The 22,828-nt window shown below is 60.6% G+C and carries 24 protein-coding genes and 2 pseudogenes; 10 read left to right on the top strand and 16 right to left on the bottom strand.

The window, feature by feature from the left end; genetic code table 11:
• Window positions 1-57: 57 nt before the first annotated feature.
• Window positions 58-369, bottom strand: a complete 312-nt coding sequence (locus Q1A71_RS22945; protein WP_299682471.1) for a hypothetical protein — start codon at window positions 367-369, stop codon at window positions 58-60.
• Window positions 370-542: 173 nt separating this feature from the next.
• Entirely contained in the window at window positions 543-1,763 is a 1,221-nt protein-coding gene (locus Q1A71_RS22940) for an ATP-binding protein (RefSeq protein ID WP_299682468.1), read from the bottom strand.
• Between the two features lie 271 nt (window positions 1,764-2,034).
• Between Q1A71_RS22940 and Q1A71_RS23730 the strand changes: the two are divergent.
• From Q1A71_RS23730 to Q1A71_RS22920, 4 genes and pseudogenes are all read left to right on the top strand, one after another.
• A pseudogene (locus Q1A71_RS23730) lies at window positions 2,035-2,415 on the top strand (DUF932 domain-containing protein); the annotation flags it as partial.
• A 742-nt stretch (window positions 2,416-3,157) separates the two neighbouring features.
• The gene (locus Q1A71_RS22930) at window positions 3,158-4,204 is read left to right on the top strand and encodes a toprim domain-containing protein (RefSeq protein ID WP_299682462.1); all 1,047 of its coding nucleotides are present in this window, start codon (window positions 3,158-3,160) and stop codon (window positions 4,202-4,204) included.
• 310 nt (window positions 4,205-4,514) lie between these two features.
• Window positions 4,515-5,423, top strand: a pseudogene (locus tag Q1A71_RS22925) (DUF2493 domain-containing protein).
• 142 nt (window positions 5,424-5,565) lie between these two features.
• Window positions 5,566-6,036 carry a hypothetical protein gene (locus tag Q1A71_RS22920; RefSeq protein WP_299682459.1) on the top strand — a complete coding sequence of 157 codons (471 nt, stop codon included), beginning with the start codon at window positions 5,566-5,568 and terminating at the stop codon, window positions 6,034-6,036.
• A gap of 105 nt (window positions 6,037-6,141) precedes the next feature.
• Here Q1A71_RS22920 and Q1A71_RS22915 read toward each other — a convergent pair whose 3' ends face one another.
• The 11 genes from Q1A71_RS22915 to Q1A71_RS22865 form a co-directional block, all read right to left on the bottom strand.
• Window positions 6,142-6,579, bottom strand: a complete 438-nt coding sequence (locus Q1A71_RS22915) for a nuclear transport factor 2 family protein (RefSeq protein WP_299682456.1) — start codon at window positions 6,577-6,579, stop codon at window positions 6,142-6,144.
• A 29-nt stretch (window positions 6,580-6,608) separates the two neighbouring features.
• The gene (locus tag Q1A71_RS22910) at window positions 6,609-6,839 is read right to left on the bottom strand and encodes a hypothetical protein (RefSeq protein ID WP_299682453.1); all 231 of its coding nucleotides are present in this window, start codon (window positions 6,837-6,839) and stop codon (window positions 6,609-6,611) included.
• 123 nt (window positions 6,840-6,962) lie between these two features.
• Window positions 6,963-7,226 (bottom strand): zinc-binding dehydrogenase, encoded by a 264-nt coding sequence (locus Q1A71_RS22905; RefSeq protein ID WP_299682489.1) that lies wholly within the window; start codon window positions 7,224-7,226, stop codon window positions 6,963-6,965.
• 9 nt (window positions 7,227-7,235) lie between these two features.
• Window positions 7,236-7,715, bottom strand: a complete 480-nt coding sequence (locus tag Q1A71_RS22900) for an alcohol dehydrogenase catalytic domain-containing protein (RefSeq protein ID WP_299682450.1) — start codon at window positions 7,713-7,715, stop codon at window positions 7,236-7,238.
• A gap of 15 nt (window positions 7,716-7,730) precedes the next feature.
• Window positions 7,731-8,291, bottom strand: coding sequence for an antibiotic biosynthesis monooxygenase (locus Q1A71_RS22895; RefSeq protein ID WP_299682447.1), 561 nt, complete (start codon window positions 8,289-8,291; stop codon window positions 7,731-7,733).
• An 11-nt stretch (window positions 8,292-8,302) separates the two neighbouring features.
• Window positions 8,303-8,914 (bottom strand): cyclase family protein, encoded by a 612-nt coding sequence (locus tag Q1A71_RS22890; protein WP_299682444.1) that lies wholly within the window; start codon window positions 8,912-8,914, stop codon window positions 8,303-8,305.
• 482 nt (window positions 8,915-9,396) lie between these two features.
• Window positions 9,397-10,221 carry a phosphodiesterase gene (locus Q1A71_RS22885; protein WP_299682441.1) on the bottom strand — a complete coding sequence of 275 codons (825 nt, stop codon included), beginning with the start codon at window positions 10,219-10,221 and terminating at the stop codon, window positions 9,397-9,399.
• Window positions 10,222-10,289: 68 nt separating this feature from the next.
• Window positions 10,290-11,549, bottom strand: a complete 1,260-nt coding sequence (locus Q1A71_RS22880; RefSeq protein ID WP_299682438.1) for an extracellular solute-binding protein — start codon at window positions 11,547-11,549, stop codon at window positions 10,290-10,292.
• Between the two features lie 99 nt (window positions 11,550-11,648).
• On the bottom strand, window positions 11,649-12,554 hold the full coding sequence (locus tag Q1A71_RS22875) for a carbohydrate ABC transporter permease (protein WP_299682486.1): 906 nt from the start codon (window positions 12,552-12,554) through the stop codon (window positions 11,649-11,651).
• Window positions 12,555-12,652: 98 nt separating this feature from the next.
• Entirely contained in the window at window positions 12,653-13,573 is a 921-nt protein-coding gene (locus tag Q1A71_RS22870) for a sugar ABC transporter permease (protein ID WP_299682435.1), read from the bottom strand.
• The gene (locus tag Q1A71_RS22865; protein WP_299682432.1) at window positions 13,573-14,706 is read right to left on the bottom strand and encodes an ABC transporter ATP-binding protein; all 1,134 of its coding nucleotides are present in this window, start codon (window positions 14,704-14,706) and stop codon (window positions 13,573-13,575) included. Before Q1A71_RS22865 ends, Q1A71_RS22870 begins: the two co-directional genes overlap by 1 nt.
• Before the next feature lie 119 nt (window positions 14,707-14,825).
• Here Q1A71_RS22865 and Q1A71_RS22860 point away from each other — a divergent pair, with 119 nt between their 5' ends.
• On the top strand, window positions 14,826-15,698 hold the full coding sequence (locus Q1A71_RS22860; protein WP_299682429.1) for a LysR family transcriptional regulator: 873 nt from the start codon (window positions 14,826-14,828) through the stop codon (window positions 15,696-15,698).
• Between the two features lie 249 nt (window positions 15,699-15,947).
• Here Q1A71_RS22860 and Q1A71_RS22855 read toward each other — a convergent pair whose 3' ends face one another.
• Complete coding sequence (locus Q1A71_RS22855; RefSeq protein ID WP_299682482.1) at window positions 15,948-16,676, bottom strand: SDR family oxidoreductase; 729 nt, start codon at window positions 16,674-16,676, stop codon at window positions 15,948-15,950.
• Between the two features lie 178 nt (window positions 16,677-16,854).
• Here Q1A71_RS22855 and Q1A71_RS22850 point away from each other — a divergent pair, with 178 nt between their 5' ends.
• The 4 genes from Q1A71_RS22850 (at window position 16,855) to Q1A71_RS22835 (ending at window position 20,199) form a co-directional block, all read left to right on the top strand.
• On the top strand, window positions 16,855-17,679 hold the full coding sequence (locus Q1A71_RS22850) for a helix-turn-helix domain-containing protein (RefSeq protein WP_299682426.1): 825 nt from the start codon (window positions 16,855-16,857) through the stop codon (window positions 17,677-17,679).
• A gap of 90 nt (window positions 17,680-17,769) precedes the next feature.
• On the top strand, window positions 17,770-18,264 hold the full coding sequence (locus Q1A71_RS22845; RefSeq protein WP_299682422.1) for a Mu transposase C-terminal domain-containing protein: 495 nt from the start codon (window positions 17,770-17,772) through the stop codon (window positions 18,262-18,264).
• Window positions 18,265-18,643: 379 nt separating this feature from the next.
• Window positions 18,644-19,213, top strand: a complete 570-nt coding sequence (locus Q1A71_RS22840; RefSeq protein WP_366140339.1) for a TniB family NTP-binding protein — start codon at window positions 18,644-18,646, stop codon at window positions 19,211-19,213.
• Window positions 19,214-19,353: 140 nt separating this feature from the next.
• A complete protein-coding gene (locus tag Q1A71_RS22835; RefSeq protein WP_299682417.1) occupies window positions 19,354-20,199 on the top strand; it encodes a TniQ family protein in 846 nt (281 codons plus the stop codon).
• Here the strand turns inward: Q1A71_RS22835 and Q1A71_RS22830 are convergent.
• Together Q1A71_RS22830 and Q1A71_RS22825 are read right to left on the bottom strand one after the other, a co-directional pair.
• Complete coding sequence (locus Q1A71_RS22830) at window positions 20,191-20,694, bottom strand: 4-hydroxythreonine-4-phosphate dehydrogenase PdxA (RefSeq protein WP_299682414.1); 504 nt, start codon at window positions 20,692-20,694, stop codon at window positions 20,191-20,193. The genes Q1A71_RS22835 and Q1A71_RS22830 overlap by 9 nt on opposite strands.
• A 26-nt stretch (window positions 20,695-20,720) precedes the next feature.
• On the bottom strand, window positions 20,721-21,761 hold the full coding sequence (locus Q1A71_RS22825) for a four-carbon acid sugar kinase family protein (protein ID WP_299682411.1): 1,041 nt from the start codon (window positions 21,759-21,761) through the stop codon (window positions 20,721-20,723).
• An 84-nt stretch (window positions 21,762-21,845) separates the two neighbouring features.
• Between Q1A71_RS22825 and Q1A71_RS22820 the strand changes: the two genes are divergently transcribed.
• On the top strand, window positions 21,846-22,733 hold the full coding sequence (locus tag Q1A71_RS22820) for a LysR family transcriptional regulator (protein WP_299682408.1): 888 nt from the start codon (window positions 21,846-21,848) through the stop codon (window positions 22,731-22,733).
• Window positions 22,734-22,828: the final 95 nt, after the last annotated feature.

Below are 22,828 nucleotides of genomic sequence, written 5' to 3'. Positions count from 1 at the left end.
TTGGTCGCTTGTTGGCCATGTCTTTCCTCCGCTTTCCTAAACATAGCGGAGGACCACTCAAGTGGGGGAAGACCAGGCGTTGGTGGTCAACAAGTAGCGCGTGCCGGGGTCATCAAGATGGTGCCTTGCTGGTCGACGCTTTTTACCATGCTTAAGCAGCGCATCGAATGCAGCGATCGACCACGGCCCTGTATTCCGGAGTTTGACTTGAACAACAAGTTTATAGCCGTCGGTCATATTTGCGCTCGGCTGGACGCGGCCCGGTGTAGCCGGTTCGAGGTCAGACTCCAGATCCTCTTCGTTCGCAGGTTCGAGTGTAATCTGGGTCGCCGACTTCATGATCAGCATCAGTCTCAAGGCTGTCAGCACTGAGACTCCGATCTGGTATTCAAAGCCGTCTAGCGCTGCATTGGCCCCCGCCTGATGGCGATGTTGGAACTGGCGCGCTCAATTTGCGGTACTCAGCGTCAGCCACTGACTAGATATCAGATTTCGTGAAGATGACCGATTCTGGTTTTTCATTTTTCTCACACGAATCGACCTCATCCCCACAGCGATGACAGCGGCGCAGCAGCCAGCTTGTCACCAAAAGGCACCATTTCGGCGCTGTCATAGAGCACAACGCCGTAAGCAAAGCGGTCGCCGCACGCTTCGGCCAGCGTCCGCAATCCGCCAAAATCCTTGGACTTTACTGTTGCGCTGGCTTTCACTTCGATGCCGACGATCATGCCGTCGTCTCGCTCCAATACGATATCGACCTCGCGCATCTGCTGGTCACGAAAGTGATATGGCGAGAGACGTAACTCCGACGCTGAAATCAGCTTCATGATTTCGGAGAAGACGAACGTTTCGAGCAGTGCGCCGAACACATTTCGATCCGCTTTCACTCGGTCGAAGGTCAATCCGCGTGCCGTCGCCAGCACGCCAGTGTCGAGAAAATGGATCTTTGGCGTCTTGACGATACGCTTTAGCGCATTGGTGTACCAGGGCTGCAGGGTCGAGACGAGGAACACCTGTTCGAGCAGCGCCACATAACGCTGCCCTGTCTTGTGACTCACTCCGATGCTGGACCCGAATTGCGAGTAGTTCACCAACTGGCTGGAATGCTCTGCAAGGAGCCGCACGAATTTTGGTAGTTCTGTCAGTTTTTCGATCTCGGCAATTTCCTTCAGGTCACGCGTCAGAACCGACGTGAGATAAGAGCGTGCCCAATCCTGCCGCCGACGTTCGCTATCGCGCCGAATGGCCTCTGGAAATCCGCCGAGGAGAACCAGACGCACCAATTCATCGCCAACAATCGCGTCTTGATCTCCCTCAAGCGCGCCTTCGAAAAGCCGGTCAAGGAACGTCTCGACGCGCCCTTCGATCTCAGCCCGCGCAAGGGGCAGCATTTCGATGGTTTCGATGCGGCCTGCGAGGCTATCTGCGACCTTGGGCAAAGTCATGACGTTGGCTGAGCCCGTAAGGAGAAAGCGTCCGGGACGATAGTCTTCGTCCACCGCCTTCTTGATCGCCAGTAACAGTTCGGGCGCCCGTTGAATCTCATCGACAACAGCGGCGTCGAGGCCCCTAATGAACCCGGCCGGGTCGGAGCGTGCGGCATCGAGCACTGTCTGATCGTCCAGGGTGATATAGGTCCGGCCTTTGTCGCTCATCTTTTGAACAAGCGTGGTCTTCCCAGCCCGGCGAGGGCCAACGATGAGCACAACCGGCGTATCGGACAGCGCTTCGATCGCGCGATGCTCAACAAACCTTTCGTACACCTGTACCTCCGTTCAGTAGATTGGAACTATGAATGATGACAATTGGAAGTCAACAGGGTGTTGATTGGAATTTGGAAACGAGACCGTTGGAAGAGAAGGATACCCAGCAGGGGAAGGCCTTCCCCTGCGGCCGAGCCGGTAGTCTCGCCCGACCCCTTCTGCGGGGAGACCCCGCAACGCCCCCTTTAGAGTGAGAGGCCTGCGGCTGTCGCCGTGACGGGTTTGGAGGTCGAGAGAAAGGCTCTCGGACCGCCCGTCCTTGAGATAAGCCATGACAGTGATCGAAATCATGAACGGCCGCCCCGAGAGCGACGGCTACAAGGTGGATGTTTCCCGCGGCGGGCATAACGGGCGGGTGTCGTACGAGTGGTTCTCGCGGCCCGACGACGAGAGGTACCTCTCGCTCTCGGACCTCTACGCCTCGGTGAAGGGCCGCGCCGTGCGGAGCAAGACGCGGACGGTCGAGAGCGCCGCGATCCGCGTCGAGGCTCATCGCGACGATCCAGAGAAGCTGGCGCTCGTCCTGCCGGACGCCGAGACGCCGGTCGCGCCGACCCATTGGAGCTTCGGCCAGCTGGCGAGCCTCGTCGGCGCGCCAGCGGCCTATCTGCGCCAGCTCCCGGCGCCACTCGCCGGCATCAACCTGCAATATGTGCAGTCGATCGATCTGGGCATCGAGACCTGGGCGGGCAATCTGCCGAAGGAGCCGGAAGACCTCTGGGATGTGTTGGCTGAATGGGACAGCGACAGCCGCGACGCGCTCTTCGCCCATTGCGTGGCAATGACGGTGAACGCGGTGCAGGAGCCGCATTACCGGAAACCGCGCCAGATCGCCCATGCGGACGTGCTGGCGGGCACGCTCGGTCTCGACATGGCCAAAGTGGGCTGGACGCCGACGGCGGACAGCTATCTTGGCCGCGTGACCAAGGCGCAAATCCTCGCCGCCGTGCGTGAGGCAAGGGGTGACAAGGACGCGGACCGGATCGCCGGGTTCAAGAAGCCCGACATGGTCGAGGCTGCCGAAGAACTGCTGGCCGGGAGCGACTGCCTGCCCGAGCCGCTCCGCACACCGCCGCTGGTCGAACAGCCCGATGAGCCGGAGTTCGAGATCGTCGATGATGGCGACATTGCGCCGGATGCAGAACCGGCGGACGACAAGGCAGTCGCCCTCGAAGCTGCAGAGTAGTCGCATAGCGACAGGTGTCCGGCGGCCCTCGGTCGATGGTGGATTTCAGCCGATTGGGCGATGATCTGGCTATCGCCGGGGCCGCCTTCGCCCAACCCTCTCGGAAACCAGCGACCACAACCGAGGGATGTCTTCCCCCCAAACTCCCTCGACCTGGGGCCTGTCGGACGCGGCAGGCCCTTTTTTGTCGCAAGCACTGGAGGCGTCCATGGACAGTCCGGCATCATCCCTGGCGCAGAAGCTTAGCCGCGAGGCGGAAAAAGTCTGCCGTCACTATCTCCCGAACGGCAGGAAGAATGGTCGCTATTGGCTGGTCGGTGACGTCCAGAACACGCCGGGGCGCAGTCTCTATGTCCGGCTCACCGGACCTTCATCCGGCCCCAGCGCCGCGGGAAAATGGACCGATGCCGCCACAGGCGAGCACGGCGATTTGCTGGACCTCATTGCCGCCAACCTCAATCTCTCGACCCTTCGAGACACGCTCGACGAAGCGCGACGGTTTCTCAGCCTGCCGAGACCTGATCCTCCTCGGCACGAGACACTGCCGCCCGTACCGACAGGCTCACCAGAGGCGGCACGACGGCTCTGGGCTATCTCTTCACCGATCACAAACACATTGGCCGAGCGATATCTTAATCAGCGCGGCATCGCAGACTTGCAGGGACTACCAATGCTCCGGTTCCATCCCCGGTGCTACTATCAATTGCCTGCCGCTGCAGAACAGCTTGAGCGTCAGATATGGCCAGCACTCATTGCCAAGATCACCGACACGGACGGAACGCTTACCGGGTTGCATCGGACCTGGCTCGATCCGGACACGGCCACGAAAGCCCCGCTCGATCCGAACCGCAAGGCGATGGGCCATCTACTCGGAAACGCCGTGCATATGGGTCCACCCTGCGGCGTGATCGCCGCTGGAGAAGGTCTCGAGACCATGCTTTCCTTGCGGCAGGCATTGCCGAGAATGTCAGTCGCAGCGGCGCTCTCCGGCAATCATCTTGCAGCCTACCAGCCCGCAGCTTGGGTGCAGCGTCTCTATATTGCCGTCGACGCCGACAAGACGGGACGTATTGCTGCGAACAGGCTGCGCGACAGGGCGTCTGAGGCGGGTATCGAGACAATCATGCTGCGGCCCGCACGCGGCGATTTCAACGACGATCTCCGCGCACTTGGCATCGATCGGCTGCGCGATAATCTCAGGGCGCAACTGGTGAGCAGCGACACTCCAGAGCGAGTGCTTGAGTGCACCGGCTGATCTCAACGGGAACACGCCGTTCGAACCAGAGGAGTATCGCTCACCCTGCGGCAAGAGCCGCGCCCACGGCCTTCCGAGAGGGGCGAGACGGAGCGCAGACCGCCCGGTCCGACAATGGCTGCGGCGGCCCCGTTTTCCGCCGCCGGACAAGCCCGGCTTTGCATCGCGAGTCAAAACGGCGCCGCCTTCGCCATCCTCCGCTGACGCTCCGGTCCCGCGAACGCGGGATGCAGGCCCGATCGGCCTCCGCTTGCCCGTCGCCCGTGAAGGCCGCGCGAGGCGCGGTCAGACAGCGAAGGAGACCAACACCATGACCTTGCACGAACCGCAAGCCCGCTCGACAACCGCCCTGGTGCTCGACGAACTTCAACTCTTCGGACATCGGCCCTTCTCGGACGAACTCGATCCGAGGCCGCTGCCTGAACCGGACACTGTCCAAGCCGCCATGACGGACATCTTCGACGCCCTCGTAGTCGCTTTCGGAGACACCGGGCTGGAACCCGATCTTGAAGACCTGCTCTGATCTACGACCAACGTCTTCCACCGCATGGCCACTCGGATCGACCGGAGGCTTGACGACAATGAGCAAACCCAGAGGCGCTGCCAGCGCCAGCAGGATGGCTCGGAAGTTCGGTCGGTTGCGCTGGAGCAATTGGTGGCCGAAGGGCTCACACTCACTGAACAGCGCAACGCCTATGAGGGCATGCGCGATCTCGCCGCCGATCTCTTCGAGGCCCATCTCGGGCAGACCTGGCACCCGCAGTCAGGCTCGCAGGTCAACCGCAAGCACATGACCGCCGCTCTGATCGACAGCCGCGATTATCTCGACGCCAAGCGGAAAACCGATCTCGAACCACTCCTGCCGACGGGCACGAAGATCGCCTTCACCGGCGGGAAGGACGTCACCGACACTGCAAGCATCTGGGCGGCGCTCGACCGGGTCCGCGCCAAGCACGAGGACATGGTGCTCCTTCACGGCGGTTCGCCCAAGGGCGCTGAACGCATCGCGGCGTGCTGGGCCGACAATCGCAAGTGTCAGCAGATCGTCTTCAAGCCGAACTGGACCCGCCACGGCAAAGCCGCCCCGTTCAAACGGAATGACCAGCTCCTTGAGACTTTGCCCATCGGGCTTATCGTCTTCCCGGGCTCGGGCATCTCCGACAATCTCGCTGACAAGGCCAAGGCGCTCGGCATCCCGCTCTACGATTTCCGGCACTAGAAAGGTGGGTCGTCATGACCCGTGATGCGCATTTCGCATCGCGTTGCGCTGCATTGGAATATTCCGAGAACAGCGCAATTGTGCTATGCTTTGTCAGCGCCATGGCGGTGGTGGCGGCGCAATCCATGAGAGGAGACCGCCCATGTTTTTGTCCGCATTTCTGAGCATCATTGGACTGGGCGTCCTCGTCTACGTCCTGTTCAGTCTTGCCGTTTACGCGCTGCCTTTCTTCGTCGCCATGACCGTTGGCCTGTATCTCTACGACACCGAAACCAGTCTCATCGTGGCGATACTTGTGGGCCTGTTCGCGGGCGTCTTCACGCTCCTGATCGGACAAGTCGTTTTCGCCAAAGTGCAGTCCGTTCCGATCCGTCTCGCCATCGGCGCGCTCTACGCCGCGCCGGCCGGCATTGCAGGATTCTCCGCGATCAGAGGTCTCTCCGAAATCGGCGGGGCGAGCGAAAGCTGGACACTCGCTTTTGCGATCATCGGCGGCATCATAGTCGCCGGAACCGCCTGGGTGCGCATCGCAAGCCTCGCTGGTCCCCCGGGAGAGGACGACGGACAGCGCGCGCAGATCACACCGCCAAGCCCGGCCGCAAACGACGGCTGAACACCTCTCTGCCACTAGGAGGGGCTTCGAGCCCCAATATACTGACCATTGCCGCCTGGCCAAAGCCCGCTCCTGAGCCTTCGCACTCACTCGCTTTTCTGCCACTTAGGTGGCATAAGCCAATGACTTCGTAGCGCTCTCGACTGTATCGGTCGTGAGGTGTTCGTGCACAATCCGCCATCCGTCGCCTTCGCGCACCCAGACATGTGTGCCGTGCTGCGCTGCCGACACTTTGGCACCGTCGGTTGAGGGTCCATGACCAACAAAAACAAATGTCACGACGGCCAGGTCGCCCGATATGCGGATCTGGGGCTTTCCGATGGGCGCGATGGACCAGCTGCGGAACCCCGACAAGGTCCAGGTGCGGGCGTAGGCGTCAAAGCTTTTTAGCACCACGACCTTATCGTCGAAGTTGTCAACGACATGGATCTCGCCGGTCGAGAACAGCGGGCGCAGCTTCTCGACATCGAATGCGTTTGTGCCGATGTTCCAAGCCGCGAACCATGAGTTCATGCCTTCGGTAATTTGTGCGTGCGGTGTCATGGTTTCAGTCCTTTCGGTCGTGGATTGTCTCAGCCCGCTTCGACCCAGTGGCCGAAGCGCGCCATCAGATGCGGCATGATCAGAAAGTTCAGAAGCGGGACGACGATCAACGTCAGAACCAGCGTTCTTGCAATCAGCGGCCAGTTCCCGATGACCGGCCCGGTGAGGGCCAGCACCAGAGTGATGAGGGGAAAGACGGCTGCCCAGAGAAGGGCAGCACGCCGGAGCGCTGATTTGTTGATCAGGATTGGCGTCGTCATGGCCTTGCTCCTCATTGACCATCGTCGCTGATAAGCGACTGCGTGGTTTCGAGATCCGGGAACGGAACTGGTCTTCCCCCACTTGAGTGGTCCTCCGCTATGTTTAGGAAAGCGGAGGACCACTCAAGTGGGGGAAGACCAGTCCGACCCGTAAACAGCGACGAAGCCATTTGGAGCCATCAGATCACCAAGTGCGGGACCGTTGATGCCGAGATTGACCTCGATGAGGTGATCCACACCTGACCCGTTCGTCAGATCCGCAATCCGAGCCGCCACGTCCTCATCGCGATAGTTGACCACGGCTTCGGCTCCAGCCTCGCTTGCCGCGTTGGCCTTGTCTTTCGAGCTGACCGTGGCGATCACGCGCGCGCCCTTCGCCTTTGCAATCTGGATGGCTTAGTTGCCGACCGCGCCTGCACCGCCCTGGATGAGGAGGGTTTTGCCATCGACCGGGCCATTCATGGACACGGCGTTCCCGGCTGTCAGGAGCGGAACACCAAAGGTCGCTCCCGCGTCGAAGCTGACATTGTCCGGCAGGCGGACCGCACGATCTGCACGTGCCACCGTGTACTCGGCCGCGGTGCCGTCAAACCCACCCCATTGCGTCGTGTGCAGCCAAACCCGCTCACCGATACGGGCGTCCGGAACGTCAGCGCCAACAGCCTCGATGATACCCGCGCCGTCATTGTGCGGCACGATCCGTTCCCAGCCTTCCGGCAAAGGGAACAGACCGGCGCGAGTCTTGGTGTCGGACGGATTGATGCCAGAGGCATGGATGCGCACAAGCACTTCGCCGTCGCCAGGGGAAGGTTTTGGCAGATCGACGATCTTGAGGACGTCGGGCGTGCCCGTCTCAGTGTAGATGGCGGCTTTCATGACGAGTCCTTTCTATTAAGTCGCGTGCGACTGGAACAGCCAACGGCGGAAAAGGTGTGTCATTCCCGGCATGATGAGCCAGGTCATCAGCGGCACAATGATCGGGGTATTGAGGAACAGTCGCCCGATGGGGTGCAAGTCGCCCATCAGTGGCGCGGTGCCCGTCAGGAACACCGACAGGATCGGGAAGATCGCAAGCCAGGTGACGACCGCCATCTTCCATTTCGCGGGCACGACCGGCATTGGGGCTGCGGGTAGATCGAACCAACCGGCAAACCCATCGGCGAGCTTCACTTCTGGAGCCTCGCTGACGTGTTGCAGCGCGTCTTCCAGCAACGGTTGGGCTTGCGGCGTCTCACGCCAGGCCGCCCATGCCGCGCGGGTCGCGAAGTGCAGCACCACGTAGAGCTGCGGCTGACCGCCCTGAGTCCCGCGAAGAACACTGGAGCCTAGATATCCATCGGCCTTGGACGCAAGCGCAAGAATGTCAGCGATCTTGGCATCCGGCGCGTCTTCGTGACCGGGCCTCACATGGCTAATGATCAGTGCAGTAACAGCGGTATCAGGCGTGGACATGTCCGCCTCCCTCACCAGACCGCCAGCACACGCGTCATGCCGCCCGAGGCGTCCTTGACCTTGGATGGACCGAGGATCAGTGTCGCGCCCGCCTCCGGCACCGCGTCGAGGCCGGTCAGGTTCTCAAGCGCCCATTTGCCCGCGGCATGAATGATCTTGTGGGTTTGGAAGTCGGCATCCGGCCCCCAGTCGACCGCGACGGTTTCCACGCCGATGCCGACGATGTCACGCTCCTGGACCAGAAACCTGGCCGCCTCGGCCGAGAAGCCGGGATTGTGGCGCACGCCGTCCGCATCCCGGTTGAGGTGCTTCTCGAGGTCGCCTGCAAAGCGATCCCAATCCGCCCGAAGAAAGACTGCGGCTCCGGCAGGAAGGCGGCCATGCGCCTCTTCCCAAGCAAGGATGTCGTCGACGGTCAGCGCCGTGTCGGGGTCATCTGCCGCAAGATTAACGAGGTTGATAACGGCGAGCGGCGCAAAGAACGTCTGAACATCAAGCTCGTGCGCGGCTGCACCGCCTTCGATGAAATGATTGGGCGAATTGATGTTCGTTCCGTGATGGTCATACATCGTCCACTTCGTCGTATAGACGCCAACCTCTTCAAGGCGTGTCAGCGGCTCCATCCTGAACGGAAAGCTGACCCCTTCAATATGATAGTGTGGTTATCGATGCTGCGATAGCAGCCGGATAGCGGACATTGGCGGTTGGTGGGTGCTACTCAGGTTTAGCGAGGACCGGAACGGGCGATTTGCGGAGTAACTCCACCCAGAAACCCAACTCCTTGGACTGCGCATCACTGCTATTAATCCAGAGGCCCTTGACACGAGCCTGGACTACTACGTGCATAGTGTCATGTTTCAGTAAGCGCATCAAAATACTTCTGCACGCGCTACTCTAGCCCTCTTTGGCCTTCGCTACCAGCGGTGCACCTTCGTGAATGCAGACAATTCGTAGAATGTCCACGGACCCAGTTGGCTAAGTTAAACTGGTCAGCCACTTTGACCGCATCCAGGCAAAATGAACGCTGTATCGCCGATGAAGTGTAGAATTCGCAATACGGCTTTAGATGGCCTTTTGTAGTTTCGTCGACAGAAGGTCTTTCTGCCTACCGGACCATCGTCATCCGATCCCAGTTCGCATATTCTGGCGAGCCTTCGTGCACGACGTCACCTGTGTAGCCGAACTCGACCATATGGGCGAGCGTGGTGGTTTCTGTGGCCAGGATGACGCCGTAGGCTTCGGGCAGGGCGGCCCCCGACAACAGGCGGGTCGCGTTGAAATCGGGCCATCCGGCATGGTTTGTACCGCGTGGTGCGGACAGAGGAATGCCGTGCAGCGATCCCGTCAGCGGCAAATGGCAATGGCCATGGAAAATGTGCCGGATCTTGTCGCGATGCGGGGCAACCACCGCGGTAAACCGGTCGGCATCGAGCAGCATGATCTTGTCCATCGGCGCGATGCCAATGGGCACCGGGTTGTGGTGCATGAAAATCCAGATGGGCCCCGGCGCCTGCTCCAATTGGGCCGACAGCCAGGCCGCGCGCCGTTCGCAATAATGCCCGGCGTGGGTGTCCGGCCCCCACGTGTCGAGGCACAGCGCAGTGCCGATCGACAAAGGTACTGCATATTGGACAAAGCCGTCGTCGTTGAAGAGGTCGGGAAATGTTCGCGCAAAAGTTGGGCGGTCGTCGTGGTTGCCGATCATCAAGTGAACGGGCAACGGCAGGTCTGCCACTTGGGCTTTGAGCCGGACATAATCCTCTGCATCGCCCCAATCGGACAGATCGCCGGTGACAAAGATGGCCTTCGCATCCGCGTGTAAGTCGAGCGCATGTTTCAGACCCTTGGCAAAGTTGGAGTTCGGGTCACGCCCACCAATGGTGTCGCCCTTTTTGGTGAGGTGAATGTCGGTGAAGTGCAGCAGTTTCATAGGTGTCGCCTCAGTCTCGCGAGGGGTACCGGGGGGCACGACATGCCCCCCATGCCATATTTGCGGGATCAGGACCCGGAGGGCAGCAGGTCCTGCACCTCTTCGGCCAGTTCTTCCTGCAGCTCTTCCATGTCGTCGAACTCGCCGGTCACGATGCCTTCGAGCCCGTCATAGATCACCTGCGTTGCAGCCAGACCGTTGTCGCCGGGATAGGCTTGCCATTCGCGCAAGAGCGGCAGCTGACGCACGGCGGTCGCTTTGGCCGGGTTCTCGGCATAGAAATCCGCGAGGATGATCTCGTTTGCGGCTTGGTTGGGCGGCATGTAGCCCGTGGTACGCGCCACATCCGCAGCCCCCTCGCCCGATGTGATGAACTTGAGCCAGGCCCAGGCCGCTTCGAGCTCCGCAGGGTCTTCCGAGGTTGACACCAGCATGGCCGAGTTGCCGCCCGCTGGCAGGCCCATGGGCCCGGAGGCCTCAATGCCCGGGAACTCGCTTGTCACCAGAGTGAAGTCGCCCATGGCGCGCTCCACCGCACCCACGGCAGAGGTCGACCAATACATCATGCCCAGATCGCCGGCCGAGAATGACGCAAGCGCGGTCTTCCATTCCAGGTTCTGCATCTCGCAGCCGCGGAAGATGGTCTGCATCGTGGTGAGCGCCGTCAGACCCTCGTCCGTGTCCAGCTGGAAATCGGCGTCTTGAACGGTCGGCTTGTCCTGGCTCCACATCAGAGCCTGCAGGAACCAGTTGCCCGTGATGTTCCAGCCCCAGAACATCGGGTTGTCGACGCCGGCCTCACGCAGGTTGACGCAGGCCTGCACAACCTCTTCCCATGTTGTGGGCAGGTTGGTCTCGTCGTAGCCGGCCTTGGCCATCACTTCCATGTTGTAGTAGCCGACGGGCAGCGAGATCGAGAAGGGCAGCCCGTGCACTTCGTCGTCAAAGGTGCCGAGGTCGAGCATCGCCTTGTGATACCCGTCTTTGGCGAAATCTTCTTCGGCGGCGATAAAGGGCTCCAGCGACTTGGCGATGCCCTTTTCGACGAGAATCGCCTGACGGTTCAGGCCCTGCATGGTGACGTCGGGCAGCGTGCCGGCCACCGCTTCGCGCAGGATGGTGTTGGTGCCGTCCTCGTAGCTTTCGTAGGTGGCGCGCATCTTGATCTCGATATTCGGGTGCGCCTCGTAGAACTTGGGCAGGATCGCCTTATAGGTCAGGTCAAAGAGGTGGCTGTAGGGGTAGGCAAACTCGACGACGATCTTGTCCTCGGCGATGGCGGCGGTTGCGCTGAGCGCCAAGGCCATTGCGGTTGCAGTACGATACATTAGGTTCTCTCCTGTTGCGGGGCCTGGCGGTTTGGCGATTGGCAGACCCCAGTGATAAATCCCGGACCGGGATAGATGGGGTGAGGGGCGGCACGCCCCTCACTTCATTCCAGACAGTGTGATCCCCTCGATAAAGCGGCGTTGGGCCAGCAGGAAACACACGATCAGCGGTGTGACGATGATGCAGGCGGTGGCCATCATGGGGCCGAAATTGTCGCCGTCGGCGTCCCCTTTGAACTCGCGTAGGCCGAGGGGCGGGGTGAAGAGGTCGCGGTTGCCGGTGATGACGATGCGGGGCCAGAAATAGTCGTTCCAGTGGGCCACGACACTAAATATTCCGAATGCCATGAGCGCGGGGATCGCGGTAGGCAGCATGACCTGCCAGATGATGGCGTATTCGCTCATCCCGTCCATGCGGGCCGCGTCAATCAGATCATCCGGCACGGTCATGAAGAATTGGCGCATGAGGAAAATGCCGAAAACGCTGATGGTCCAGGGGATGATCAGCGCGGCGTAGGTGTTCGTCAGCCCCACCTTTGCCAGCATGATATACAGCGGGAGCGCGATGGCATGGACCGGGATCAAGAGACAGAAGAGAACCAGGGCAAACACAGCCTCACGCCCCCAAAATCGAAGTTTTGCAAGGGCATAGGCGCAAGGCAGCGCCACAATCACCTGAATGACAAAGATCGAAACAGTGACGATCAGACCATTCAGCAAGTAGCGCAACAGCGGCGCTTTCTCGAAGGCGGTTGCGTAGTTATAGATGATCGGATTGACCATGCAGTCCTGCACTGCGTTGCCCAGCTTGATGCAGAAATCATCGCGGAACAGCTCCTGGCTGCCGAGAAAACCACCCGTCTGCTGCATGATTTCGTGCGGCGCCTTAAGCGACAGGCTGAGCATCGTGTAAAAGGGCAAAAGCACGATCAGCGCGCCCAGGATCAGCACCGCATGGGTGATCGCGGCACGGGTCGAAAAGCGCAAGGGCGTGGCCTCTGCCATGCTCTGGTCGAGGGTCGTGTCAGCCATGGCATCCCCCGAAAACGGGTGTGCACCATGTGTGCACAGCCTGTGCACAGGTCGTACACCGGTCTGGTTTATCAGACATAATGCGTCCTCCGCTCCACGAGCCAGCGCTGGATCAGGGTCAGGATCATCACGAAGGCAAGGAAGACGACCGTGATAGCAGCGCCGATGCCCATCAGGTTCTGCTGAATCCCCTTTTCGTAAATCGCGAACATCATCACGTAGACGGACTTGGACGGCCCGCCGCCTTGCGGATAAAACGCTTCGACCATGTCGAAGACCTGGAAGGACCGAATGAAGCTGATCGTGACGACAAACACGGTTGTCGGGCCCAGCAGCGGCCAGGTGACGAGGCGAAACCGGTCCCAGCCGCTCTTGGCCCCGTCCATCTCGGCCGCGTCGTAAAGCGATGGCGGGATTGAGGTCAGGCCGGCGAGGTAGAGCACCATATTGAAGCCGAAACCCTGCCAGACGCCAATGAAGCTGACCGTCCAGATGGCGTAGTCGCGGTCGTTGAGCCAGAGCGGGAAGGTGCGTTCGCACCCCTGCGCGTACCAGTCCCAGCGTTCGAGCACTGTGCCGCAGCCGCGTTCGAGCGTGGCGTTGACGATGCCGATGGTCGGGTGAAAGGCAAACTCCCAGACGATGGCCATGGCGATGAGCGCCGCCATGACCGGCAGGAAGTAGATCGTCTTGTAAAGATCCCCGAACCGGCCCAGCGAGTCGATCAAGAGCGCAGCCCCCAGACCCAGACCAACGGTCAGTGGCACGACGACAAAGACATAACGGAAGGTGGCACCGAACATCTTTTCGTACGTGGAGCGCGTGAAGATGCGTTCGTAGTTTTCAAGACCGACAAACGACGCCCCTGTGTTGCCAAGCGAGTAATCCGTGAGGCTGAGGCCGCCCGCAATCAGGATCGGGATCAACAGGATCACGCACATGAGCAAGAGCGCGGGTCCGATGAACCAAAGATAAACGCGGCTTTGCGGCATCAGGCGACCTCGCGCGCCGGATGGGTGAAGGCCAGCCGCGCACCGGTGGCATCAAAAAGCAGGATGTCGGTCGGATTGAAATCAAAGGCGACCCTGGTGCCGAGGCCAAGCTCCACCGCTTCGGCGGGCGCCAGGCGCAGCACGACCTTGGCAGGGGCCCCCGCCACTTCGAGATGCACAAAGATGTCTGAACCGAGATTTTCCCTGTGACGGACGGTGCCGGAAAACCGCCCCGTGACGCGCATGTGCAGATGCTCCGGCCGGACACCCATGGTGACCGCCTGGCGCAGGCCCCGCACGCGGGTCTCGGTCGTCACACCAAGCAATTCGAGACCACCGGTGCCGTTCACTTCCCCCGGCAGCGTGTTGATCCGCGGCGAGCCGATGAACCGTGCCACGTCCAACGAGGCCGGGTTGCGGTAGATATCATTGGGCGGCCCGACCTGCAGAATGTCGCCATGCATCATCACGGCCATGCGGTCCGACATGGTCAGCGCCTCGGCCTGGTCATGGGTGACATAAACGAATGTGGCCTGCAGGCGGCGGTGCAGCTCGCTCAGCTCCGCCCGCATATGGACCCGAAGCGCCGCGTCAAGGTTCGACAGTGGCTCGTCCATCAGAAACGCCACAGGCTGCCGCACCATGGCGCGACCCAGTGCGACGCGCTGGCGTTGCCCACCGGACAATTGCCCAGGCTTGCGATCCAAAAGCGGCGTGATCTGCAACGTCTCGGCCACCTCGCCCACCTGATCACGCATCTTGCGATGCGCGGCGCGCGACAGAAGCGGACCAATCACGGGCAGGCGCCCGAGGCGGTTCAGATCGCGCATCCGCAACGGGGTCATGATATTCTGCGCGACACTCAGGTGCGGATAGAGCGCGTAGCTCTGGAACACCATGGCGAGGTTGCGGTCGGCGGGCCGGATGGCGGTGACGTCCCTGCCCTGAATCTCGACCTGCCCTGCATCGGCTGCCTCAAGCCCGGCAAGGATGCGCAGAAAGGTCGACTTGCCGCAGCCGGACGGCCCCACAAGCGTGACAAATTCCCCCTCTTCGATATCGAGCGAGACGTTGTTCAACACGGGCGTCTCCCCGAACGATTTGGTAATTGTCCGCAACGAAATCTGCGACATGACTGGCCCCCGGCACTCTGCGCAAGAGCCATCATGATCTGTGACAGTCTCGATTCTGTGACGTCATATTAGTGCAACTTATGACCCCTAAAGTCTGAACAGCAGGAAAGCGCCCCGAGATGCCGATCAGCACATATCAGGTCAAATCCTTTGCCTTCGTCGTCCGGGAAGGATCCATCTCGGGCGCGGCGCGCCGCCTCGGTGTGTCACAATCCGCAGTCAGCCAACACATCTCGAACCTCGAGGCGACGATGGGGGCGCAAGTTCTGATCCGGGGGCGCGACGGCGTGGCGCTTACCCCGGTGGGGCAGGACCTGTTTCAACTGGCCGACGAATACGCATCGCTCGACCAACGGATCGAGGAGCGGTTGCGCGGTCACGCGGCCCTTGATCGCGGTCATCTGACAATCATTGCCAATGCGCCGCAACCGGCGCTGTCGCTGATCGCACGCTATGCCGATGGCTATCCCAATGTGTCGATCGATTTCACGCTCTTCGACTGGTCCTCTGCCATGCAGCGGCTGCAGGAACGGCGCGTGGACATTGCCGTGATCACCGAACCTGCGGCCTCGCGCGAGCTCTACATCCGTCCGATCACGCAAAGCCGATACGTGTGTTACGCCCGTCGTGACGATGATTTCGCCCAAAGGCCCGTTGTTCACTTGCGAGACGTGGCGGATCGTACATTGATCCTGCCGGAACCGGGTTCCCTGACCCAGCGGGTGGTGTCCAAGGCGCTTGCCGATCACGGAGTGGTGCCCCGGCGCTTGGTCACCATGACGTCGTTTCCGGTGATGAAGGAAGCGATCCTCGAAGGCGTTGGCGTCGGCCTATTTCTGTCGGCGAGCTCGGTCTCCGAGCGGTCTCTGTGCGAGGTTGCCGTGCCGGAACTGGACCAGGTTTTCACCACCTGCGCCGTGGTTCCAAAGCACAAGCTGGGTCTGAGGGTGATCAAGAGTTTTCTCGATGTGCTGGCGGATTCGCGTGCCTGACCGGGCAAGGAGTTTTCTCGCATGGGATCGAAACGGAAAAGATGGCGCCGATGTCCGAGACCCATACGAACGCAATTGCGGTTTGCGGAAGAGTCGCCGATTATGTTGTACGTTAGGTCTTCGTGCCCGGTGAAGTGCGGTAAATGCCGACGCAGCAGTCATTCAAACCGCGGTCAACGAGCCCGAACCAAATCTAACTTTTCTAGCTGGCTTGCGGGCGCTGACAGGTCATTTGCGATGCAGTGTCCGTCAAAGCTGCACACCTTTGGTCAAGGCCCCGTCAATCACAAGGTTTGTTCCTGTGGTGAAACTGGAACAGGGCGCAGATAGGAAAACAACTCCGGCGGCAACCTCTTCGGGCGTGCCCATGCGACCCGTCGGGTTGAGCGACATGGCCTCGGCAAAAAGCTCAGGGTTGCCTTCTTCGATCTGCTGCCAGATGCCACCGGGAAAATAGGTGTTGCCCGGCGAGACCGTGTTGGCGCGAATCCCTTGCGCTGCCAGTTTGTAAGCCAGACCTTGAGCGTAGTGTACCAACGCCCCCTTGAATGCCCCGTAGGCTGGCCCGGTAAAGTCAATCTCGCGCCCCGACACCGAAGAGATCAGTGTAATTGCGGCGTGATCGGACTTCTCCAGCCACGGCATTGCGGCGTTGACCAGCCGGACGGAGTGCATCATGTCGGTGTCGAAACCGGCTTGCCAAGCGGCTTCGTCATCGGCGACCGCCAGAGCGGAGACATTGGCGATCACGATGTCGATGCCGCCGAGCGCTGCGGCACTCTCAGCAACCCAGCCCTCCAGTGCGCTCTTGTCAGACACATCCACCGGCGCACCGAAGCACATCGTGCCATGGGTCTTCAGGTCCTCGACCACCGTCTCGACCTCGGCTGCATTGCGCGCGCAGATCGACACATTCGCCCCTTCCCGCACCATCAAATCGGCGCAGCGCTGGCCGATGCCCTTGCTGCCGCCGGTGATCAGAACATTCAGCCCCTTCTGTCACTTGGCACTTAATCATGCGACTGCACATTTAGTCTTTTCAGCAGGTTGTGCTGGCACCTAATTTGAGACTGGGCAGTTAAACTGAGATTTTTACTTATCGCTTGGCACTTTAACTGAGACTGTCGCTCCGAACCCCATTCGGTGCCGAACCGCCATGACCGATCCCTTGTCCGACGACATCGACGAAGACCTCTGGAACGAGGCGTCAGGTCGCGCCGATGCGATCCGAAGATTTCTGAAGGACAACTCCGGTCGGAATTCCGCCGCCAACATTGCACGCCTCGCTGACGAGCTTGATCTCAGTCGGGCATCCGTCTTTCGGCTGATCAAGCTGTTTCGCGAGGGCGGGACTGTCGCGTCGTTGGTGGAGAGAAAGCGCGGACGACCCGTCGGCCATCGGACGCTGGACCCGGCACGCGAGGAGATCATCCACGCGGCGATCAACAAGCACTACCTCAAAAAAACTCGGCCATCGACTTCGCAACTGGTGCGGGATGTGCACGCTGACTGCCTGTCCGCCGGCCTGAAGCCGCCACATCGGCGCACGATCGTGGCGCGGCTCGAGGATGTCGAACTTCGCAAGCGCGCCCGACGACGGGGCGAGCACAAGATCGAGAAGGCGGTCACGGCCGTTCCCGGTACCTTCCGGCCTGCCCGCCCCTTGGAAGTGGTGCAGATCGACCATACGAGAGCCGACGTCTTTGTCGTCGACGAGGAAACGCGGGAGCCGTTGGGACGACCGTGGTTGACGCTGGCGATGGATGTCCACAGCCGCATGGTGACAGGGTTCTATCTCGCCATGGACGCCCCGTCCCGACTGTCGACCAGCCTCTGCCTGCTGCATTTCGTCTTCGACAAGTCCGCCTGGCTGAAAGAACGCGATATTGTGGAGCCGTGGCCCGTCGCCGGTCTTCCTGACAGGGTTCACGTCGACAATGGCGCGGATTTCCGCAGCCGGGCTTTCAAGCGCGGATGTTAAGATGCGGGCATCGCCATTGACTGGCGGCCGCCGGGCACGCCGCGGTTCGGCGGTCATATCGAACGGCTGATCGGCACACAGATGGGACGGTTGCATCTCTTACCTGGGACGACGTTCAGCAACGAACAGGATCTGGGTGACTACGACCCGAAACGCCACGCCGCCCTGACGTTGCGAGAGCTTGAACAGTACATCGCGCTCGACATCGTCGGCGCCTATCATCAGTCGATCCACAGCACCCTGAGCCGTCCGCCACTCGCAGTCTGGCAGGAACACGAAGGTGAGATTCCTCTCCGACTGCCGGAGGATCGGCTGCGGTTCTGGCTCACCTTCCTTCCGGAACAGGAGCGGACGTTGCGACCGACTGGCATTCATCTCTTCGGCCTGCGCTACTGGTCGGCTGCGCTGAGCGCAGATGTGGGACGGACCAAACGGCGCCTGCTCGTCAAATACGATCTCCGCGACATGTCGCGGGTATTTGTGCGTCGGCCCTCGGGGAACTTCGTCGAGGCGCGATATGCCGACCTGACATTGCCGCAGGTCACGCTGCACGAGGCGGTGACTGCTCGCCGTGCCCTAAAGTAAAAGGGTCGCCGGGAGGTCGGGACGCGCGCCATCGTCAGGACCGTTCTAGAGCAGCGAGAGCTTGTCGCAGCAGCGACCAAGAAGAAGACGGCGGCAAAACGCGGTCTGTCACGAAAGCGATCGGATGAGCGCGAACAGGGAATGCTCCGCGGTATCGACACCAGCAAGCCGGTCCCGTTTGTTGAGGATTGAACCTAAGCTGGAGCGACCATGACCGACACGACCCCTCACCTGACCGCCGGCGCAGCGGCACTGCTTGCTGAACCACAGGCGGCACGCATTCGTGCCATGCGATCATGCCGATGGGTCCTCTACCCACGCGCCAAGCAAGCGCTCAACGCAACTGGACGCGCTGCTCGATCACCCACGAGGGACCCGCATGCCCTCGATCGCGATCTACGGCGATAGTGGTATGGGCAAGACAATGATTATGAAGCGGTTCCGGGATCAGCATCCGCCGAAGTTCGATCCATCGACAGGGGCGCTGACGACACCGGTCCTTGCCATGGAAATGGTGAGCCGCCCCGGTGAGCGCAGTTTCTACGGTGAACTTCTCACCCTTCTCGGCGCGCCACAGTCGCCCCGCGCCGATATCACGCAAATGGAACAGGCAGCCCTGCGGATCATGGAGGCGATCGGTGTGCAGGTGCTGGTGATCGATGAGGTCCACAACATCCTTGCCGGAACCTACCGGGAGCAGCGCATCGTCCTGAACACCCTGCGCTTTCTCAGCAATCGCCTTCAGATCTCGCTGGTCTGTTTTGGCGTCAACGACGCACGGGAGGCCATTGGCGGCGATGTCCAACTCGCGCGTCGGTTCGAGCAGTTCACCTTGAGCCGATGGGCGGCAAACGAGGACTTTGAAACCCTCGTGACATCGATCCTGCGCAACACGCCGCTTCATCGCCCCTCGGTACTGACCCCGAAGTCGCTGCGCCGCATTCTGTAGATCACGGACGGCATCACAGCCAACATCTTCCACATGTTGGGCAGCCTCGCGATCGAAGCCGTCGTGGAGGGCAGCGAACGCATCACGGACAGCGCTGTCGAGACCTGGGCGCCGAACTTCGATGTGGAAGCGGTCTATGCATGAACGGGCGTATTCCTGTCGTCCTGCCGCCGGTTGCGGGTGAACTCTTCTCGTCCTCGATCGTCCGCCACGCAGCTTTCTACGGCGTTCCGTCCCTGACGATGCTGCGCCATTGCCTGCCTGAAGCCGTCTCGCTTCATGTAGCCGACCGAACACTGAGCCGGGACCAGGCCAACCGTCTGGCAGAGATGTTCTCGACAGATGCCAAGACCGTGCTCCGGATGACGTTTGCCAACGTCCAGAGCTCCGTGCATCGGTTTATCTCGAAAGAACCGCTACAGCGATGCTCCAACTGCAAATCGGGCCCCTCCGATCCAGGACCAATCCTGCGTAGTGACATGCAGGGATGGCGGATCACTTGTCCGCATTGCTGCCGCCCATTCCAAGACATAGCTCAAGGCGACCACAGCCATCCGTTCGACCAATATCATGCCGCCGCACTTCGTGGAGAGAAGCTGCTCGACGATGATGCAGAACGCGGCATTCAGACCTGGACACGTCCGCTGGAACTTGCCCGCCTTCTGCTGATGCGCCGGGTGCCCTGTCCATTCCCACGCAACGCCGAACTCTGGCGCTATCGAGTTCTTGGTGTCGTAATCCCGGACCTCGATGACGTCATCGCCAAGGAGGGATCGTTCTCGCCCAAGCATCCCATCTTGCCGCTCCATATCCGACCGGCGCTTTTGGCAGGTGTCGCCATTGTGGAGCGCGCCGGCCCGGAGATGCTGCAAATGCTTCAAGCGCATACCTTCGGACACAACAGAAACCGGTTCATCGAAGAAACCGACCATTTGATCAACCCGGCGTTCGGGCTACCAGGTCCCCGCCAGATGCAGTTAATTTGAGACTGGAGACACGTGTGATCTCAAATTGAGTGCCCAACCCATCGAGAACCGCCGCAATCTCACAATTAAGTGCCAAGTGACAACACGGTGTGCATCGACCAGATCCGCCAGGATTTCGGTGTGACCGGGATAGGCTATCCCCGCTGCTGCGAGCGCCTCTTTGTGGATCGGTGCCGTTACCAGACCCGCTGCCTGACCGCTTCTCGCGTAGGCGATTCCGTCGCGGATCGCTTCGAACGCTGCGCGTCCACTTGCCGCGCTGACCTCACCGCAGCGGAAAGACCCCATGTCGCCGATATCCAGCACCTCGACGCGATCAGGCTGTCCTGTCGCGTCTTCAATTGCAGACAGAACAGATACCTTCAGGTTGGGCGCAAACCGCTCTGTGCTCGCCCGGATGACGTCAGCGCACCCGATCACAACACACCTACGAGGCCGGTCGGCCACCAAGGCTTTGACCACGATTTCCGGGCCAATGCCTGAGGGATCGCCCATGGTGATCACAAGGGGGGAGGAATTGTTCATGACGCTTGGTCCTGTTTTCGCGGTGTCAGAGTATCGACGGCCTGTCGCAGCGTGTCTTCGTCGCCGAACCCTCCCGCCTTCATGCCGATCAAAAGAGTACGCCCGTCAATTTCAGCCTGCCCAACCGGACAGCCGGGTGCGAACTCTCCACAGAGTTTGAACGAGGGTGCGCCAATGCGGTCCAGGATCGCGTCCATCGTATCGCCACCGGTGGCCAAAAGCGCACCAAAACGCCCGCTTCGAAGAGCTACAACAGCCTTGTCAGCTAGATCGGATAAGACACGGTCATGATTAGCGAGGCGCTTCTCTGGTGCTTTTAGAACGACGGTCGCGTTACTATTAAGCTTTGCCGCTTGTCGGTGGCTGACCGGATTGGCACTGCCCACAACGACAAGACACTGCCCCGATGCTCTCGACATAGAAACGCGTCTACCCGGTCGCCCAATTCGGGCCGCAAGGGCCAGCGCCAAACCGGGAGAGCCGACCCAAAGGGCCGTTTCCGGTTCTGAGAATTCGCGCACCTGCCTGTTCAAGTCTTCTTGGGACTGCGCATCAAAAACGATGGCTTGCGTCGCGTTGGCAGGCAGCAGGTCTGATAGACGCGAGGTAGAGACCGGGTTTACTGGATCCTTGCGATAGTGAGACAGGTGAACGGGCGTGCTGTCTACATACTGGATACCATTGACCGTAACGCGACCCGCCGCCGGAAAGGCCGGGGCGAATATCAAACGGGACCGCCCCGATGCTTCAAATGCGGCGGAAATCTCCGCCTTTGCATGACCGCGCAATGTCGAATCCACGGTCTTGAACACGATCTGCGCTCTGTTCAGCGCCGCCGTTGCAACCCGAACGGCGCTTGCGGCGTCGGGCTCAGGCATAGACCTTGATCCGACGTCGACGGCGACAACATCAGACGGCTCCAACGGCACCAGCTTCCGGCCCACTCGTGCGGTGAGACCCTTTGGGAGAAATGGCGCGGCGGCATCTGCGGCGCTGCTCAAATCGTCTGCGATAATTGCGACGGAGATTGTGTTCATTCGTGACATGCTCTTACGATGAAGCTGGAAATCCATTCTCACAAGCAATGGTTTCGCACATTTATCGGTGATACTAGATCACCAATGAAACAGTCTGACCTTCCCAATCTCGATGACTTGCGTGCTTTCGAAGCGACAGCGCGACTTGGATCCGTTCGTGCGGCTGCGGACGAACTGGCGCTGACCCATGCTGCGATCAGCAGACGCAACGCCCGTCTGGCGGACTACGTCGGCGCGCCATTGTTCCGTCGGGCAGGACGCGGGTTGGAGATGACCCAAGCCGGGAATCATCTGCGCGACGCCTGCAGGCGCAGCTTTGACGATCTTCTCAGGACAATCGGCTTTATCCGCGAAAGTGAAGCAGCGCCTGAGAGTGACATCCTTTTATCCTGTGAGCGATCGGTCGCGATGCGCTGGCTGATCCCCCGGCTCAGCCAGTTTCAGGACGCAAACCCGTCGATTGCTGTTCATCTGTCCGTTGGTGGCGGCGCACTCAGCGGACGGACAAAGCACAACATGCTTGCCATCAGACGGCTTGATTTCCCCATTCCCCAAGGCTGGTCAGCACAGACACTGTGGGAGGAGCGGGTGGGCCCCGTGCATGCTCCTCCTCTGACGGAAGACTTTGCGGCAGGCCGCTACATTGCCCTGGCCAGCAGGACACGCCCAGACGCATGGTCGCGATGGTTGGCGGAACATCCTCATATCCCGCGCCCAAGGGAGACGCGCATGCTGGACCATCACTTTCTGATGATAGAAGCGGCCTGTGGCGGTTTGGGAGTTGGGCTGTCGCCGCGGGTCGTTTCCATTGACGATGTGACAAGTGGGCGGCTGCACGCACCGCACGGGTTCCACGCTGATGGCACAGTCTACGGTCTGTTGACGCCATCAACGGGGAGCAAGAGCGATGGTGCGGTATTGCTCTCCGACTGGCTGCGGAAGACTTCGGAAGGCCTTTCGGGGGATGATTAGATCCGGCATTCTCGTCAAAGGCGCATATTCTGGAAGACGGTGACAGGCACGCGCTCTTGCGCTGACAGCAGCCACAAAGCTGGATTAACACTGCC

Origin of the sequence: uncultured Roseobacter sp., assembly GCF_947493125.1 — a bacterium.
In the GTDB taxonomy this organism is placed as follows: domain Bacteria; phylum Pseudomonadota; class Alphaproteobacteria; order Rhodobacterales; family Rhodobacteraceae; genus Roseobacter.
Note: the sequence above shows the minus strand (reverse complement) of the source record. Positions and strands in the feature narration are given on the sequence as shown.

Coding starts and splice junctions, on each gene's coding strand:
- Q1A71_RS22930 (WP_299682462.1), top strand. CDS start 3,158: ATGGACAGTCCGGCATCATCCCTGGCGCAGAAGCTTAGCCGCGAGGCG.
- Q1A71_RS22920 (WP_299682459.1), top strand. CDS start 5,566: ATGTTTTTGTCCGCATTTCTGAGCATCATTGGACTGGGCGTCCTCGTC.
- Q1A71_RS22915 (WP_299682456.1), bottom strand. CDS start 6,579: ATGACACCGCACGCACAAATTACCGAAGGCATGAACTCATGGTTCGCG.
- Q1A71_RS22910 (WP_299682453.1), bottom strand. CDS start 6,839: ATGACGACGCCAATCCTGATCAACAAATCAGCGCTCCGGCGTGCTGCC.
- Q1A71_RS22900 (WP_299682450.1), bottom strand. CDS start 7,715: ATGAAAGCCGCCATCTACACTGAGACGGGCACGCCCGACGTCCTCAAG.
- Q1A71_RS22895 (WP_299682447.1), bottom strand. CDS start 8,291: ATGTCCACGCCTGATACCGCTGTTACTGCACTGATCATTAGCCATGTG.
- Q1A71_RS22890 (WP_299682444.1), bottom strand. CDS start 8,914: ATGGAGCCGCTGACACGCCTTGAAGAGGTTGGCGTCTATACGACGAAG.
- Q1A71_RS22885 (WP_299682441.1), bottom strand. CDS start 10,221: ATGAAACTGCTGCACTTCACCGACATTCACCTCACCAAAAAGGGCGAC.
- Q1A71_RS22880 (WP_299682438.1), bottom strand. CDS start 11,549: ATGTATCGTACTGCAACCGCAATGGCCTTGGCGCTCAGCGCAACCGCC.
- Q1A71_RS22875 (WP_299682486.1), bottom strand. CDS start 12,554: ATGGCAGAGGCCACGCCCTTGCGCTTTTCGACCCGTGCCGCGATCACC.
- Q1A71_RS22870 (WP_299682435.1), bottom strand. CDS start 13,573: ATGCCGCAAAGCCGCGTTTATCTTTGGTTCATCGGACCCGCGCTCTTG.
- Q1A71_RS22865 (WP_299682432.1), bottom strand. CDS start 14,706: ATGTCGCAGATTTCGTTGCGGACAATTACCAAATCGTTCGGGGAGACG.
- Q1A71_RS22860 (WP_299682429.1), top strand. CDS start 14,826: ATGCCGATCAGCACATATCAGGTCAAATCCTTTGCCTTCGTCGTCCGG.
- Q1A71_RS22850 (WP_299682426.1), top strand. CDS start 16,855: ATGACCGATCCCTTGTCCGACGACATCGACGAAGACCTCTGGAACGAG.
- Q1A71_RS22840 (WP_366140339.1), top strand. CDS start 18,644: ATGCCCTCGATCGCGATCTACGGCGATAGTGGTATGGGCAAGACAATG.
- Q1A71_RS22835 (WP_299682417.1), top strand. CDS start 19,354: ATGAACGGGCGTATTCCTGTCGTCCTGCCGCCGGTTGCGGGTGAACTC.
- Q1A71_RS22830 (WP_299682414.1), bottom strand. CDS start 20,694: ATGGGCGATCCCTCAGGCATTGGCCCGGAAATCGTGGTCAAAGCCTTG.
- Q1A71_RS22825 (WP_299682411.1), bottom strand. CDS start 21,761: ATGAACACAATCTCCGTCGCAATTATCGCAGACGATTTGAGCAGCGCC.
- Q1A71_RS22820 (WP_299682408.1), top strand. CDS start 21,846: ATGAAACAGTCTGACCTTCCCAATCTCGATGACTTGCGTGCTTTCGAA.